General features: G+C 45.6%; 13 protein-coding genes. 9 read left to right on the plus strand and 4 right to left on the minus strand.

What is annotated here, in order from left to right; all coding sequences use genetic code 11:
* The 5 genes from QXE01_07570 to QXE01_07590 form a co-directional block, all read left to right on the plus strand.
* The coding region (locus QXE01_07570) for an SMC family ATPase (GenBank protein ID MEM4971091.1) at positions 1-2,293 on the plus strand (2,293 nt) is incomplete at its 5' end.
* Between the two features lie 138 nt (positions 2,294-2,431).
* Entirely contained in the window at positions 2,432-2,797 is a 366-nt protein-coding gene (locus tag QXE01_07575; GenBank protein ID MEM4971092.1) for a hypothetical protein, read from the plus strand.
* Positions 2,781-4,097, plus strand: a complete 1,317-nt coding sequence (locus tag QXE01_07580; protein ID MEM4971093.1) for a hypothetical protein — start codon at positions 2,781-2,783, stop codon at positions 4,095-4,097. Before QXE01_07575 ends, QXE01_07580 begins: the two co-directional genes overlap by 17 nt.
* A gap of 285 nt (positions 4,098-4,382) precedes the next feature.
* Positions 4,383-7,205 carry a hypothetical protein gene (locus QXE01_07585; GenBank protein MEM4971094.1) on the plus strand — a complete coding sequence of 941 codons (2,823 nt, stop codon included), beginning with the start codon at positions 4,383-4,385 and terminating at the stop codon, positions 7,203-7,205.
* Between the two features lie 12 nt (positions 7,206-7,217).
* On the plus strand, positions 7,218-8,552 hold the full coding sequence (locus QXE01_07590) for a carboxypeptidase regulatory-like domain-containing protein (GenBank protein ID MEM4971095.1): 1,335 nt from the start codon (positions 7,218-7,220) through the stop codon (positions 8,550-8,552).
* Positions 8,553-8,775: 223 nt separating this feature from the next.
* Here the strand turns inward: QXE01_07590 and cca are convergent, their stop codons facing one another.
* From cca to QXE01_07605, 3 genes are read right to left on the minus strand one after another with little or no spacing between them, the layout of a single operon-like run.
* The gene (cca, locus tag QXE01_07595; protein ID MEM4971096.1) at positions 8,776-10,170 is read right to left on the minus strand and encodes a CCA tRNA nucleotidyltransferase; all 1,395 of its coding nucleotides are present in this window, start codon (positions 10,168-10,170) and stop codon (positions 8,776-8,778) included.
* Positions 10,121-10,723, minus strand: a complete 603-nt coding sequence (gene thpR, locus QXE01_07600; GenBank protein ID MEM4971097.1) for an RNA 2',3'-cyclic phosphodiesterase — start codon at positions 10,721-10,723, stop codon at positions 10,121-10,123. The genes cca and thpR overlap by 50 nt, the downstream gene beginning before the upstream one ends.
* Before the next feature lie 2 nt (positions 10,724-10,725).
* A complete protein-coding gene (locus QXE01_07605; protein ID MEM4971098.1) occupies positions 10,726-10,953 on the minus strand; it encodes a hypothetical protein in 228 nt (75 codons plus the stop codon).
* A gap of 125 nt (positions 10,954-11,078) precedes the next feature.
* Between QXE01_07605 and QXE01_07610 the strand changes: the two genes are divergently transcribed.
* The 3 genes from QXE01_07610 (at position 11,079) to QXE01_07620 (ending at position 13,892) form a co-directional block, all read left to right on the plus strand.
* Positions 11,079-11,339: a hypothetical protein gene (locus tag QXE01_07610; GenBank protein ID MEM4971099.1), complete on the plus strand. Its 261-nt coding sequence runs from the start codon at positions 11,079-11,081 to the stop codon at positions 11,337-11,339.
* 82 nt (positions 11,340-11,421) lie between these two features.
* Positions 11,422-11,880 carry a copper chaperone PCu(A)C gene (locus QXE01_07615; protein ID MEM4971100.1) on the plus strand — a complete coding sequence of 153 codons (459 nt, stop codon included), beginning with the start codon at positions 11,422-11,424 and terminating at the stop codon, positions 11,878-11,880.
* A 407-nt stretch (positions 11,881-12,287) separates the two neighbouring features.
* Positions 12,288-13,892 (plus strand): multicopper oxidase domain-containing protein, encoded by a 1,605-nt coding sequence (locus QXE01_07620; protein ID MEM4971101.1) that lies wholly within the window; start codon positions 12,288-12,290, stop codon positions 13,890-13,892.
* A 25-nt stretch (positions 13,893-13,917) separates the two neighbouring features.
* Here QXE01_07620 and QXE01_07625 read toward each other — a convergent pair whose 3' ends face one another.
* Positions 13,918-15,609 carry an FAD-dependent oxidoreductase gene (locus QXE01_07625; GenBank protein MEM4971102.1) on the minus strand — a complete coding sequence of 564 codons (1,692 nt, stop codon included), beginning with the start codon at positions 15,607-15,609 and terminating at the stop codon, positions 13,918-13,920.
* A 134-nt stretch (positions 15,610-15,743) separates the two neighbouring features.
* On the opposite strand from QXE01_07625, the gene QXE01_07630 reads away from it, so the two are divergent.
* Positions 15,744-16,274: hypothetical protein (locus QXE01_07630; protein ID MEM4971103.1), on the plus strand; the 531-nt coding region annotated here is incomplete at its 3' end.

Consider the following 16,274-nt stretch of genomic DNA (forward strand, 5'->3'; position numbering starts at 1 on the left):
CGAGATAGTCTTTGGAAGAGGCTTAACAGCCATTGTAGGGCCGAATGGGGCTGGTAAGAGCTCTATCGTAGAGGCTATCCTATTAGCTCTCTTCGATAGAGGGGGGCAGTCGTCCCAGGAGATTATAAGGACTGGGAGGAGTAAGAGGGGTGTTGTTAGGATAGGCTCTCAATGGGCTGCTATCGAGCTCGAGTTCGAAGCTGGTGGGAGGGTTTACAGGGTTAGGAGGGAGTATGATGGTGAGGGTAATAGTAGGAACCACTATCTAGAGGAGATCTCTGGTGGTTCTAGAAAACTCCTCGCCAGGGGGGTTTCAGATGTTACCGAGTATATAGCTTCTAACATATTAGGTGCTAAGGATCCTCTTGTGTTTACATCAACAATATTCTCTAGACAGGATATGCTTGCCCAGTTCCTAGAGATGAGTGCTAGGGATAGGTGGGAGAAGATCTTGAGGATGATGGGGCTCGAGGATCTCGAGAGAGCTAGGGAGCTGGCTAAGGAAGCCGCTGATAAAGCCGATAAGATGCTGGCAGAGATAGCTAGGGATGAGCAGAACCTCAGAGATCTGAGGGATAGGCTTGCCAGGGATAAGGCTGATGCTGCGAGGCTTAGGCAGGAGCTGCAGATCATAGATTCAAAGATATCCGAGGCCGAGGCTAGGAGGAAGGATCTCGAGGAGAGGATAGGGGTTTTGAGAAAAGCCATCGAGAAGATCGAGATGCTTGTTACTCTAGAGCAACTTGAAAGGGAGCTTGGGGGGCTTGAGAATGAGCTGAGAATCTCTAGGAATAGGCTGGATCTCTATAGGGGTCTCGGGCTTGATCGTGATTCTGTTATGAAGCTCTACGACACATATAGGAGATCGATACAGTGTGGGGATAAAAGGGTAGATATAGAGAGGAGGGTTAAGAGCTATTCAGAGGAGATCGATAGGCTTAGAAGGGCTCCCCAGGATCTCAAGGGTCTTGCAAAGAGCCTTGGCATAGAGATCGAGGAGATCTCCCAGGAGGTTCTTGACATGGCTAGAAAGACCTATGAGGATCTATCGAGGAGGCTTGGAGAGGTGAGGGGATCTATAGCGACATATACAAGGCTTTTAGAGCTGAGGCCTGAAGGGGGTAGATGCCCATTCTGTGGGAGGGAGCTTGGGGCTGAGGATGCTAGGCATATTATTGAGAGGCATAGGGTGGAGGTTGATAGGCTTAGGAGGGAGGAGGCGTCTCTTGAGGAGTTGGCTAGACGTGCTGGGAAATTATATAGGGATGTTGAGGAGGCCTTATCGAAGATCAGATCTTATAGATCTAAGGTTGAGGAGCTCTCAAAAGAGCTCGAGGATCTTAGGGCCTGTGTTGAGGAGGGTATGGCTATATGTTCTAGGATCTCCGATATAGCTGGAAAGATATTTCCAGGCGAACCAAGATCCTGTGGGGATATTCTTAAGAAAATGGCTGAGGAGCTCGGATCTCTATTGGAGAGGATTGAAAGGGCTGAGAAGAGGGTTAAAGAGCTCGAGGATCTTAGGATCAGGGAGAGGATTTCATCTCTCAGAAGAGAGCTCGAGGATCTTCTCTCCTCTAGCCCATGGTTAAAAGGGGTTTCAGAGTATAGGGGGGAGCTCGCCAGGGCTGAGGCTGAGGCTAGGGAGATTCAGAGGCATATAGAGGATCTGAAGAGGAGGAGAGGATCTATAGAGGGTGAGCTATCGAGGCTCGAAAAGATAGTTAGGGAGAGGGAGGAGAAGATCTCGGAGCTTGAGAAGAGGATCTCTATGAAGCCTAGCCTCGAGAAATCACTGAAGATCCTTAGGGTATTGGAGAAGAGCTTCTTCGGAAGAGAAGGGCTGTTATCTCAAATCCTAACCCAGATCGTTGCTAGGAGGCTTGAGGAAGAGGTTAACAGGGCTTTAGAGGCCTTCTCAAGACCCTTCAGGGTATCTATTGAGAGTGACTTCAACATAGCGATTAGATCACATGGTGGAGCCCTTCTAGGGCTTAATAGTCTAAGCGGTGGTGAGAGGACAATGCTTGCAATAGCATTTAGAATAGCGCTAGCAAAAACCCTTCTAGGGAGACTCCCAGGGGTTATGATCCTTGACGAGCCAACCCAGAATCTAGATGTGGAGAACAAGGCAAGGCTATTCGAGATGGTGAGAGAGATAGCGGGGATGCTTGAACAGGTTATAGTGGTGACACATGATGAGGAGATCATAGGTAGGGCTGATAACATAGTGAGGGTCTATAACGAAGGCGGTGTAAGTGTTGTGGATCTGAGAAGCATCTCTAGAGGCTAGAACATATTATTAAAGATAGGGTTCGCTTTTAACATACTCTGCCTTTTAGGATGGGGAGGAGATCAGTATTTCTTTAGAGCATTAGTTTCGCCCTTCCCCCTCACATTTATTTAGGGTTTGGATTCATATGGGGCTGTCTTGGTGAGGGGTTTTTCGAGTCTTGTTATCTCCCTTATTATGCTAGCTATAGTTGTGCCTATAGGGGTTATCCTGGTTGAGAGATCTAGGGAGGCTCTTAATGTCCAGCCTCCTATAGAGGTTCCAGCTCTCCTCAGGATATATGGCTTTGCTAATGGCTCTAAATGGTTTCTAGCTATTGTGAACTTCGGGTCTTCTGATGTATATATTAGATATATTGTTCTCTCAAACGGATCTATAGAGGCTCTCGGAATTTCTGTGCCACCGCATTCTATGGCTACATATGTGCTCGCCTCCGAATCGAGGCCTCTCTATGTTGTTGTTGATAGGGCTAGGGGGGTGTTTCCTGTTGAGACTATTGGTTAGGGGTGAGGCTTCGTCTCTATATGGTGCTATCGTTATGTCCATGATCCTCGTTATCTTTGTTTCTCTATACTCGACATCCCTTGCTAACCTAGCTAGGCAGGGTGAGGCTTATAGGGAGGCTTTGAGGGGTTATGTGGAGGCTTATTCAGAGGATCTAGATCTCTATTTGAACACCAGCTCCGGGGGGATATATGCGTATTCGAGCTCGGGGGCGAGGGTTATATATCTTGTGATTGGGAATAGAAGCTCTATCGCCTTCGCTATGAACACCTCTATAGAGATCCCACCTGGCTCCCGTGTTGAGATCCTCCCTAGAAGCCTTATTCAGAGCTACACCTATGGTGAGGGCTATATAGCTGTGTTAACGGAGAGGGGTAGGATCTATATATATAGATGGGGCTATTGGAGTGGAGATGGGGATGTGATTATAATACCAAATACTGCTAGTGGTATCTACTACGCTGTTAGAGCTGGCTCTAACAGCTATATAGCATATTACTATGATGGGAGCGGTGCTAGGGTTAATATATCGACGTATAGGTGGGATATAGATCCTAATTATATTATATTCCAATCACCAATAAATGGAACTATATATCTTGAGAAGACGTCTGCCCAGCTAAACACACTAGACACGAAAGCTTGGTTCAACCCTCCATCTGTTAGCTATGACAAGCCCAGAATCACCATAAGCTTCCCACCCCCTTGGAGCATTACTAAAACATATGATCTCTACTATATCTTCAGCAACACCACAAGCTACTCCTATAACCCAAGCATAGGGGTTATAGTAGCCAGAGAGATAGCTATAGCCCCAACCAGCTTCACAGACAGTGTTTCTACACAGAGCTATCTCTCTCAGGACGGGGTATATCAAGCATATTATAACGTATCATATCTTCCAAGTGATTGGAAAGTAGTCGTGCTTATCTCAACCATCTCCCCAGGCGATCTAGGCATTGTTGGAGTTGGTGGAATACGATGCTACTATATATCGGGATCTGCCTATGAAGGATCATACTACTCATGGAAGGCTCAAACAGTACAGCATATAGTTGGGCCAAACTACATAGAGATAAGACTTGGAGGTCAAACACTATACATACCCGTGATCGATAAATGCTGGGCCGACTGGTGGTATCCGCCCTCCATATCAACCCCAATACATATATGGCTCTATGGATTCGCAGCACAAGGCCCTCTAAAGATATATAGCAACACAACTATCTACCCAAAGCAGGGGAATATAGTAGTGGTGAGCAATGGAAATAAGATCTACTTCATAGACAGCATATTCTAGGATATAACGGGTTAGACCCATATATACAGAACCACGGCGGTTATTATGTAGGTATAGGAATAGAGATCCACGGATCTATATTTACCAAAGGCTATGTGTATTTGTGTTAGAGATATCGGATATTCAAGATCTGAAGATATATAAAGTTATCTATAGATAGCAATGCTAGGTTCGATATTAATTAATAGGAAGGGATCAGAATTAAGATCTATACACAGTTGTGCACATATTTGCACATAATCTTTTTATAGCCTAGCCCCTTACTATCTAATCGAAGGTGACTAGATGGTGGATAGAAGATCCCTCGGGTTGGCTAGAAAAATAGTTGGATCAATAGTTCTTGGAATAGTAGTAGCATCTATACTGGGAGTAGTACCAGCACCCCTAATAGCGATTATTGGGAGACCACTAGTGGCATCTGCTGCAACAGTATTCGCTGAAAACATATCCAGCATAAACACATCGAGAGACGGTCCTCCATTCAACGGCAATGTATACTTTAACGCTACATTCCAGGTGAACATAACATTCAAAAACCCTGTTAACGTATCTGCCTTTCCCAATGTCAATATAACCCTCCGGATACTGAGTAGTGATAGAACCATTGTAAGAAATGAGTTTAACAACATAACGGCATGGCCAGTAGCTCCAACTGCGGCCTTTGTACTCCTCTATAACGTAACAGTATTTATAAACGGTACCGGCATATTTATAGGAAATCTAACCGGCACATCAACAGACCTCACATCATTCCTACAAGTAAGCAAGGTACCACCATCTGACGGTGATATACTACAGCTGGGGAACTACACATCAACAGGTGATTTCATTGTGTTCAGAGAGCTTGTATTCCAACATACAAGTGCATCGAATGTAATGGGGATACCAAGCACCGTAGCCCCAGCACCGCTCGGCTCAATAAACCTAGCAGGGGAATTCAATATAACGGCTCCAGATCTCAACAAGTTCTGGAACGTCATTGATAACACAACTATACTTCTAAACATACAGAATGACACAGGCTATAGACTGATCCCGAATGGCAACGCAACTTTGGGCCTCAATGAGACGGATAGGAATTCTGGCGTGTTCCACAATATCACGGTAAAGACCCTTGGAGATCTATTCCCCGGTAATGTGTCTACAATACTTCCTGCAGGCAATTATAACCTCACCATCTATGTGCCTAAATATAATTCATCCATGGATTACGATGTGATCAATGTGAGCTTTACAGTAGGAGTTCCACCGCCTGTCCAGCTATTGGTTGATAGGAGCTTCATCCCAATTACCGTTGACTATAATATATCGATCAATGTAACTATAGTAGATCCATCAGCCTCAGCGTCCTGGATTAATTTTGGTAATACGTTAAACGCCACCTTCCTCAACTATCTTGCACAGCCCGTCAAAACCAATGTGCCGCTTCCACAGCTCTTCAGCACTACAGCTGTAAGTACTATTGGAACCTCTACCTTCAGCCTCTACATAACGATCAATGGTCCCCTAGCATTCCAATATCCATATGAGGTTCAGAACGGCACTCTGGTAATAACTTATCGTTCGCCGAGCGGTGTGATTAAGTCTGTGTCGATTCCTCTAAAGACTGTTGATGTATCGCTATTTGTAAATGGTAGCCAGTCTATCCAGGTGACATATGGAAAGGTTATAAATATCACTATGATCAATCCTGCTGCTGATACAAACACCTCGAGTTATGATACTGTAAATGTTACAGTTCTAGGGGCTGCTGTGCCGGCAAGCGGTGTTATTACGCTGAATGAGACAGCACCTGGATCAGGAGTGTTTACAGCCCTAGTATGGGTTGGTGATGATGCAAACATCTCAGCCAACCCTGAGGCTATCATAGCGCTTAGATATGTTAATAGGGCATCTCCAGACACTCCATTCGGCTCTACTATATGGCTTAGCAAGACTGTTGAGGCGAACATCAAGATACTATCGACGCTAGGCATGATAGTAAGCCCCGCGGATGGAACAAAGACTGGGCCTTTGGGTAAGATTAACGTGACAATAGTTGATCCCGATAAGAATAGAAATGTGTTTAGCAATGATACCATCTCCTACAACATAAAGCTATGGGATGGCAGGGTAATAACTAGGACAGCAACAGAGACAGGGCCTAACACAGGTGTGTTCACAGATGTGTTTGACAAATCAGTGCTAGGAACTCCTGCTGAGCTGCTTAGGGGAGGTGTGATCCAGATAGTATATTCAGATGTGGACACGCCATCAGGACCGACATCTGTAACAGCTACGGTGAGGTTCTTCAGCGTCGACGGTATTGTAACGCTTGACAAGCCATTCTACCTGCCAGGACAGAATATAACGATAACCGTTAACGATTCAGATGCTGTGACAGATCCATCGATAGTGGAGACGATAGTGGTTAGAGTTATATCAACAAGCGATCAACTAGGGATACAGGTTGTGCTTACAGAGACAGCTCCAGGATCAGGCATATTCACAGGAACCGTGCTAGTCTCTAACAACCCAGCTGATAGGGGTAAGGAGAGGATAATATATGCCAACATAGGCGACACAATAACTGTGATATATACAGATAAGTTCCCAGCAGACTATGCTATAACTGGCAGGTCTAAGGATATAACAGCATCTGCCTTTGTAGGGCAGCTGCTTGAAAAGCCAATAGCATTCTCACCACAAGTAGTTATGACATATTCAGATGGTACGCCAGTAACACAGCCTGTTGCTGGGAGAACAGTGCTATTCACTGTCAATGTAACAAACAACAACCCAGTGTCAAACACAACAGCAGTGCTCTTCCAGGTATTCGACTCCAATGGTGTACCACTGGTCCTCCAGGCTATAACAGTAACCCTGGCTCCAGGCCAGACACTGAGCGTGACATTCTCCTTCGTGTTCCCAGCACCTGGGAGCTATCTTGTGAGACTATCTGCTGTCAAGAGCCTCACAGATCTAACACCTCTAGGTGATAAGCTCGAGCTCACAGTAACAGTTGTTGGAGGTACAGTAGCACCTGGAGTGGGAACCTCAGCCCTAGCTGGGGTCCAGATGGACTATAGGGTTAAAACGCCGACAGCGATAATTGCTGTGAGGGAGTAAGGGGTGGCTTCTATGAGGAGCATTGCCAGGGCATCGCTAATAGCGATCGTGGCTGTGATCTTGGCTAGCATAGCTCCAATAGCCTTCGCAGCCCTCACAGTCACTACTGATAAGACTACATATGTGGGTGGAGAGAGAGTAACCATAACAGTCTCTGGAGCCACACCCAACAAGGATGTCGGTGTAGGCGTGTACAACCCCAGCGGAGACCTAGTATTCTATGACCAGCCCGTAGCAAACTCAGCCGGTGTTGCGACAACAAGCTTCACACTACCATCAACGCCAGATCCGAGATTCCCGCCAGGAACCTATAGGGTGAGAGCTGTCCAGGGCGGCAATATAGCTGAGACCACATTCACGCTAGCAGCACTATCAGTAGTAACAGGGAGGGTGGTTGATGAGGACACAGGCAACCCGATAGAGGGTGCAACGGTAAGGCTTGAAGAGCTACGTATCTCAACAACAACAGATGCTAACGGAAGATTCAGCATAGGGGCTAATCCAGGCAGCTACACATTAACAGTAAGCGCTCCAGGCTATCTCAGCGTCTCCCTAAAAATCACAGTAACAGCTGGGACAAATGATGTAGGAACTATAAAGCTAAAATCACTCCTAGCGCTGGTGACTCAGTTACAGCAGCAGGTAGCAAACCTCACATCACAACTCCAGGCTCTACAGGCACAGATAGCATCGATGCAGACACAGATAAATGCTATATCGGCACAGACAAGCAGCATAGCCTCGGCAGTTAATCAGCTCAACACAAGCCTAAATGCTCTCCAGCAGCAAGTTGCAAGCCTAGCCCAGCAGTTCCAGACGGCCCAGCAAGCCTTGGCTGCAGCGCTAAGCAATATATCATCAAAGCTAGACACTATATCAAGCAATCTACAGAGTGGGATATCGAGTCTAAGCGCATCAATATCGGATCTTTCGTCAGCTGTCAACGATATAAGAACCAGAATAGCTGTCCTAGACGATCTGAGAACCACAGTAGCGGGTCTAAGAACAGATATAACTGGGATGAGAACAGATATAGGCAACCTAGTATCTGGACAGAGAGACCTATCGAGCAAGCTTGACACGCTATCATCAAGACTCGACACCGTATCAACAGATCTGAGGAACGCGGTAAACTCCGCAAGAGACGCCCTATCATCAGCGGTAAACGGTGTCAGCTCTAAACTGGATAGCGTGAATAGCGCTCTCAGCAGCAAGATAGACAGCGTTAACGCTAGTGTGGGAGGTCTACTGACCCCCATAATAGTTGCGATAATACTAGCACTCCTAGCATTCGTATTCGCCTTGCTAACATTCCTACAGGTAAGAAGGGCTGTAACAACTAAGTAAATCATTCTCAGAACAAAACCTTTTTATATAAACACTATATTATATTTTTATCAATTATGAAACCCCTTATAACCTAAATAGCGTTTATTAATAACTATTTCTGCTATTTAATCGAGCATGGCTAAGCCTTATTCTTAAGAATTAGAGAGATATGAGAAGATAGTCTCCTCGCTCTAGAGGGAAGGATTTTGAAGTTGTGAATAGCTATGGTCTAGATAGTAAGCTATACGATATAAATGGGTTTTAACGTTAAAAAGCTATAGATCCATTTTCTGAGGCCCTTTCTATCCTTCAACATCCTATAGATTTTTATTATATCTGTTGATATATCTATAACCCCCTCTATATCTCTTGGCATTGTCTCCATAGCTAGCAATCTCCTTATAAGATCTTCTACGCTGGCATAGCTTCTCCTTCTAACCCCCTCTAGCCTCCCGCTATCATCTACCCAGAATCCCCAGCCTCCTATGAGCTGTTTCTCTATAAACTCTAAGGAGTTTTCCAGCCAAGCTGGTGGTCCCTCAACCTGGATTGGTTCTGATGGGTTGCATGATAGAAGCTCTAAGGCTATCAATGCCTCCTCACCCTCTTCATCCCAGTACTCGGATCTTCTGAGGACTGGGTATCTCTCGGATCTAAGTCTATTATATATTCTCTTTGAGAGGCTCTTGATCTCACCCCATATGTTATCAGGAGCGCTTCTCCTCAGCCTAAGGGTTAGTATGACCACGCATGTGCCTCTCTTTCTAAGCGATTCAAAAGATGATTCAACCATGGCATCATCAACCTCAGGCGGTTCGAAGAATCTTTGGGAGGGATTTGCAAGATAGAGCTTAGAGGCTACTATGAACTCTGAGAGTGTTTTTAAAGTAACAGCAGCCCCCGCGTTTCTCCTAGAATCCACAGGGTCTGGGAGTATAAACGGTGATCCCTTGAACAGCCTCCTAGCATCGCTCTCAGAGATATCGCATCCAGGGGGTATAATAACTACTGGGGGTCTCCACCTAGAGGCTCTCTCAATAACCTCTAGAAAGCCTCCATAGGTTATAACCAATAACTCAGCAACATATCCCGAGAACCCCCCAACCCTTATCTCAGCACCATATACACCAACACCCTTCATGAATTTCTTGAGGAGCCTCACATGATCCTTCCCCTCTTCGCTAAGCATCTTTCTAACATACTCAGTGTGGAAGGGGGTTCTATCTGCAGCGGTCATAGCCTCAGATGCCCTGGATATCTTTAGAGCGGGTACTATATCAGCCTCTATCGAGCCTGGTTTAGCCCTTAGATAGGGGTGTTCTGCATATCTCTCCTCATACGGTATATCTCCTAAGGCATCTTTGGCGAGTCTTAGGAAGTTCTCCCTGATCCACTCCCTCCCATACTCCCTTGGTGTGAGGATAAATATATCTAGATCGAGATCCCCTGATATAGCGGTTCCCTTAGCTATAGATCCGTAGAGCTCTATTGAGAAGAGATCCTGTGGGAATGCTCTTTCAAGCCTCTCCCTGATAATTCTATAGACCCTATAGGCCTCTCTAAGCTCATCCTCACGAGGCCTTATCCTATTCAATACCTCCTCCGCTACCCTCCAAGCCTCCTCCCTTCGAGCCAAGGAGAACCCTCCTAACATCACTATATATAGGCCCTCTAGGTGTTAGAGTGCTTCTCTTGAGCACCACCCTGGTTACACTTGAAAAACCTAGATCTAGATCCATGTTCTCCTCAACAAACCTAGATAGCCTATCAACATTAACCCTACTCCTTATCCTCGCAATAGTTATATGGGGTGAGAAGCCATGCTCATCCTCATAGATCCTAAGCCCCCTCAAACCCCTATCCAGAATACCCCTCATAGATCTGAGGATCTCGGAGCCCTCACCAACACCAACCCATACAACCCTAGGGCTCCTAAGATCTGGGAAAACCCCTAGCCCCCTAACCCTCATCCTGAAAGGGGGTATAGAGGCTAGGGGCTCCATAGCCCTCTCTATGCTTGGGATCAGATTCTCCTCAACATCCCCCAGGAATCTCAGTGTAAGATGTATATTGTCATCCTCAACAGGCTTAGCATCGATCCCAAGCCCCATGATCTGGTTTCTAACCTCTATAATCCTGGATAAAACAGATCTGTCCTCTATCTCTACAGCGATGAAAAGCCTTGCCAAGACTAGCCCTCCCCAGCCTCTGGGGGGCCAGCCCTCTCCTCAAGATCGATCATCTTGACGAGGTAATAAGTATTCACACCCCAGACAACTAGCAATGCAGCCATAATCAAGATCACATAGAAAAGGCTTATCTCCTTAATAAAAACAAAGATAACACCAAAAAGAGCAGACATCACAAGAGTAGTTATGAGAAGCCCGGCCACATAAGCCCTAAGCCTCCCCATATCCATGGCATAGCCCAAAAACACTAGGGCTTGAAAGCCTTTTAGCTTTTCCACTATATATCAATAAGCTGAAGAGCCCTTCCCACTAGCTAGGGTTATTAGGAGCCTCGGAGATATAGTGGTGGTGGAGCATGCCCAGAAAGATATACCCTATAGTTCTCCTCATGGGCTTCTTCCTAATTGGAGCCCCGATCCTCATCTGGGCTTTAATAGCTCTAGGCATTGATAGGGGGTATATATCTGATTTTATAAGCTTCTGCGCCTCTTTCCTAGGGATCAACAGGTCTGGAAGCGCTACACTAGCATCAGAGCTATTGCTCACAATAGCATATATAGGCGGCATAGCCACGGCTGTGCTATATATATACGAGAAGATCTTTGGGGAAGAGTGAAAAAATATAAATAGATATACATATATATACATATAGATACACAGGTTTTTAAGAATAGACAACAATATTTCTGGGTGGGTTCTTGAAAAGAGCCACTATAGCGATTCTCATAGTGGTTATCATAGCAGCGGTAGCAGGGGGCACGATCCTCTGGAGCTATCTACAAACACCATCAATAGAGATCCACGAACCCGGATTCGTGATGACACCAAAGGCAATAGCTGTTTACATGATGATCCATAACCACGGATTTGGATCCGACTGCCTATTAGGGGCAGATGTAGAAGCACCATTCAAGGCAAGGGGAGAGATACACCAAACAGTAGTAGAGGGAGGAGTAGCCTCTATGAAGCCCGTTGACAAGATATGCATAGCAGGAAGATCAGAGGTTAGCCTAGAGCCAGGTGGATACCACATAATGATCATGGGGAACTTCACAGAAGATATAAAGGAGCTAACAATAGTACTACACTTCCAGAAAAGCGGAGATATAAGGGTGAGGGTACCTATATCATCACAGCAGGAGACACATACACATTAGAATAACCATAGAATTTCCAGAAATATAACAATTGTAATCCCTCCTCAAACAATACATGTTCCCCCTTGTTACACTATGCGTGGTTAACAGCTGATTCTCTGTATAAACCTTAGTATTTTTATATAGACTTTCTAGATCCTGGGAGCTTGAAAAGAAATCCTTGAACAGCTTATTAATAGTCCTCATCTATAAACTATTAATATTCTAGATAAAGAGGCTATATATCGAATATTATATGTTTATATGTATTTATATAGCTATGTATTCAGAAATACCTCTCTATATATTTGCATCCCTATCCATATAAAATCCTCTATAAAATTACATACTGTGAATCGAGGGGGATAACCTAAAAGATTAGGTTTCCGGCCGATAGGGCTTATAGCTAACCATATATGGGGATGCATATGGGAAGGCTATATGTGTTCGCTATTCTCCTAATATCTATCCTCCTGGTATCTTCAGCCTCAATAGCATTTTCCCTAACACAGCAACCACAACCCCAGAGCCAGGATTATCAGCTGCCGTCAACAAGCTATGTACCCCCTGGTACTAAGCCTACTAAGAGATTTGTTCTAGAGCTATATAGGAGTAAGGTTGTGATTGGAGATGGTATTGTGCTCGATACCTTCACGATCAATGGCACTGTTCCAGGGCCTACGATAGTTGTTGATGAGGGTGATATAGTGGAGATAGTTGCTGTTAACAAGGATATAGTGGCTCATGGCCTCTCAATACATGCTGTATATAGATCTAGCTCCTCCTATGTAGGGAATGTGCCTCCTGGAGGTGTTAAGAGCATTATATTCAATGCAAGCTACCCAGGTGTCTATATGTATCACTGCGCTCCAGGCGGGCAGGGGATATTTATACATACTATGTCGGGGCAGTATGGCATGATAGTTGTTAAGCCTAAGAGCTATAAATATAGGCTCGAGGAGATCCTTGGGAGAAAGCCTGATATAGAGATCTACTTGATACAGCATGAGATATATGCTAATGGAGCTGACTTTGTGAATTCAAAGCCTCTATATGTTCTATTCAATGGATACATAGGTAGATACCTCCCAGGAGGGTTGGAAGGACCTATAATGGCTAGGCCGGGCGACTATGTGAGGATCTACTTCTTGAATGTGGGTCCCAACCTAGTATCAACCCTACACCTAGTCGGAATAGTATGGGACTTCGCATACTACCAGGGACACCCGCTTAACGTCATTGTAGGAGGCCAGACAGTATTGGCAGGGCCCAGCGACTCGTGGGTTGTGGAGTTCAGAGTGCCTGAGGAGGGCTCCTACTCCATAGTGAGCCACGTATTTAGCCAGCCTGTTAGAGGCGCTGTAGGTGTTCTAGTAGCTAAGAAGGATGCTAATAGGACGAGCATTGTAGATGCCCGGGGGCCGAGGCTACCGATCCCTGAGAAGCCTATAAGGGTTATAGATCCATTCGGCCTTGGATCTCCGGAGGTGGATACCCCAGTATATGCTGAGGGAATAGCATATGTCAGGATCATAGCGAATTCGTACTACCCCAAAAGACTTGTAATACCTGAGGGAACAACTGTTGTGTGGATCAACGAGGATATTATAAGCCTTCCAAACGCGAGCGGCGAGCTGGTAGGTCTACACGATATAGTTATAAACATGGGCAATGAAACTGTTAAATCACCCCTGCTTAAGCATGGTATGAGCTGGTCATATACATTCACAAAGGCGGGTGTATATAGAATAGGGGGAGCCCAGCTACAGGTATATAAGGAGTTCGTACCATTTATAACCAGTGACTCAGATCTATATGGATACTTCTGCTCGCTACACCCATACATGGTTGGAGAAATAGTGGTTATCCCGAGGACAAAGCCGATGGCTATTCAACAGGCATCGCCAGAGGCTATAGAGACACCTGGGGTTGCCAGCAACAGCGCTATAGCGTCTATGGCGATAGCAGTTGTAGGGGTTCTCCTAGTAGTTATGCTAGCAATGCTAGCGATGATATATAGAGGTAGGAAATAATTGGATAGATAGCTCCTCTGTTTATTCAAACCCTTTTCTTTTTAAAGCTCCTCCCAAGCACATACCCTCTTTTTATCGAGTAGCCTATCGATGGCTGATCTCTTTTGAATCCTCTTAGAACTAGATCGAATTTCATGTTCTCCTCAACCTTATCTATGAATATAACCCCCAGCTTCCTAAGCTCGTTCTCCATCAAATACCCCCTAGCCCTGTCTAGCCCTGTTAAGCTCCTCCTAGTCATATATACTTCGTTATATCTTGCTAGCTCGAATGCGTAGTCGTGATATGGATATAAATTAGAATCTATAAGGATTCTCCCTCCTTTTATATCTGGCATCTCAGGGGGCCTCTCCTCAGGCACGGCATAGATACAGTCCTCATCTCCCCCGCAATGCTTCTCAGCACCCAGGATTATTCTCACACCCAGTCTCTTCAGCTCTCTCTCATAATAGTCTATCAAGAGCCTGAACTCTCTAGCCTTGAAGGGATCTCTATAGAGGTTTATCTGCCCTCCAAGCCTGTGTTCCCTCTCATATAGCGTTACATCGAAACCTCTTAATGCGAGAACCCTAGCCGCTTCGAGCCCCATAACCCCTCCACCTATTACAATAACCTCTCCAGATCCCCTCTCAGGCGGAGGTAGGATCTCCCAGCCAAGCTCTGGGTTGACATCGCATCTAACCTCTGAAAGGGCTATCTGTCTGCATAGCTGGTTACACCTTATACATGGCCTTATTGGGAGGCCATTTCTTATCTTTATAGGCCACTCTGGATCTGCTAGGAGCTGTCTCCCAAGGACTATCATATCAGCAACCTCCAGGGCTCTAGCAGCGTCCTCAAGATCCACTATAGATCCTACTAGGAGTAGCGGAAGTTTAGTCGCCTTTCTCACAATCCTAGCATCATCTAGAAAGGGGGTTCTAGAACCATAGAAGGGCATTGAAGACGTTATCGGACCATCCCTCCCAGCGGATAGATGTATATAGTCAACACCAACCTCCCTCTCAAGCCTAGAAACGATCTCTGAAACTATATGGGGATTCAGACCCTCCGGATCGAACTCGTTTACGCTAAGCCTTATCCCAATAGGTATCGATGTTCTAGACCTTATCTCCTGAACCACCTCAGAGACAAATTTAACACCATCTCTATAGGAATCGCTCCTCTTATTAGTAGCAGGTGAGAGGAACTGGGCTATCAGATATCCATGGGCTCCATGGAGCTCTATACCATCAAAGCCGGCCTTCTCAGCCCTCTCACCAGCTTCTCCGAAATCCCTCACAACCCTCTTTATATCATCAATACTCATCTCCCTCACATCATCTATCAAACGTATCGGGGAGGGGGCTATCGGGGTGTTGCCCCATATCAAGCTCCTCCTAGTCTTTCTACCCACGTGGACTAGTTGCACAAATATCCTGGCACCATGTGCCTTGACAGCCTCTGTGAGCCTTCTGAACTTTGGTATCAGCTCGTCAGAGTATAGCCCTAGCTGGTTTGGAGAGCCCCTAGCATCTACTCTATTAACATATGTATACTCCGTTATTATGAGCCCAGCACCGCCTCTAGCCCTCTCAACCATATAGGCTATATGGGCATCTGTTGGATAGCCCTCAGGGGATCCTAGGTTGGTAACCATGGGGGACATAGCTATTCTATTCCTTATCCTAATCCCGCCAATAGAGATCTCAGAGAAGATCTTATCAAGGATATCCAAGCAAGCCACCTAAGATGGAAGAGTAGGGAAGCTATTAAGAACTGCTAGTTAAATACTACATAGATTACTAGGATATAATTCCGAGGCAGCATCTATAGCTATGGTGGCTCAGGGTGTATAGGGGTGAAAGTATATTGGCTAGAGCTGATGGAGATACAATCTATAGGATACTTAAGGAGAGCCTAGAAGTTGATTGGAGGGAATATGTAGCCTTGGTGGCTAAGATACGCGGCTCCGGCCCCTTCTCGGTATTGGTTGGTGTGATTCTAAGCCAGAATACTAGTGATAGGAATTCTATCGAGGCCTTCATGAACCTTGAGAAAAGGGTTGGAACCAGTTTAGAGAAGATACTAAGGTCTGATGTTAAGGAGATAGAGGACGCTATTAAGAAGGCGGGGCTCTGGAGGCAGAAGGCTAGGACTATTAAGAGGGCTGCCGAGGCGATAGCGAAGATGGGGGGTGAGGAGTATCTATTGAAAGAGGATCCATCGAGGTTGAGGGAGTTCCTCACATCGATAGATGGTATAGGCTATAAAACAGCTGATGTCTTCCTCTCAGTAGTCAGGGGAGCCCCTTACTTCGCAGTCGATACCCATGCGATGAGGATAGCCATTAGATGGGGGTTAGTATCGAGAAGATCCTATGAGGAGGCTTCAAAAGCGCTG

The organism is Sulfolobales archaeon (assembly GCA_038897115.1).
Classification (GTDB): domain Archaea; phylum Thermoproteota; class Thermoprotei_A; order Sulfolobales; family AG1; genus AG1.

Excerpts from the sequence above, each read along its gene's own strand:
- QXE01_07610 (MEM4971099.1), top strand. The coding sequence starts at position 11,079 with ATGCCCAGAAAGATATACCCTATAGTTCTCCTCATGGGCTTCTTCCTA.
- QXE01_07590 (MEM4971095.1), top strand. The coding sequence starts at position 7,218 with ATGAGGAGCATTGCCAGGGCATCGCTAATAGCGATCGTGGCTGTGATC.
- QXE01_07585 (MEM4971094.1), top strand. The coding sequence starts at position 4,383 with ATGGTGGATAGAAGATCCCTCGGGTTGGCTAGAAAAATAGTTGGATCA.
- QXE01_07605 (MEM4971098.1), bottom strand. The coding sequence starts at position 10,953 with ATGGATATGGGGAGGCTTAGGGCTTATGTGGCCGGGCTTCTCATAACT.
- QXE01_07620 (MEM4971101.1), top strand. The coding sequence starts at position 12,288 with ATGGGAAGGCTATATGTGTTCGCTATTCTCCTAATATCTATCCTCCTG.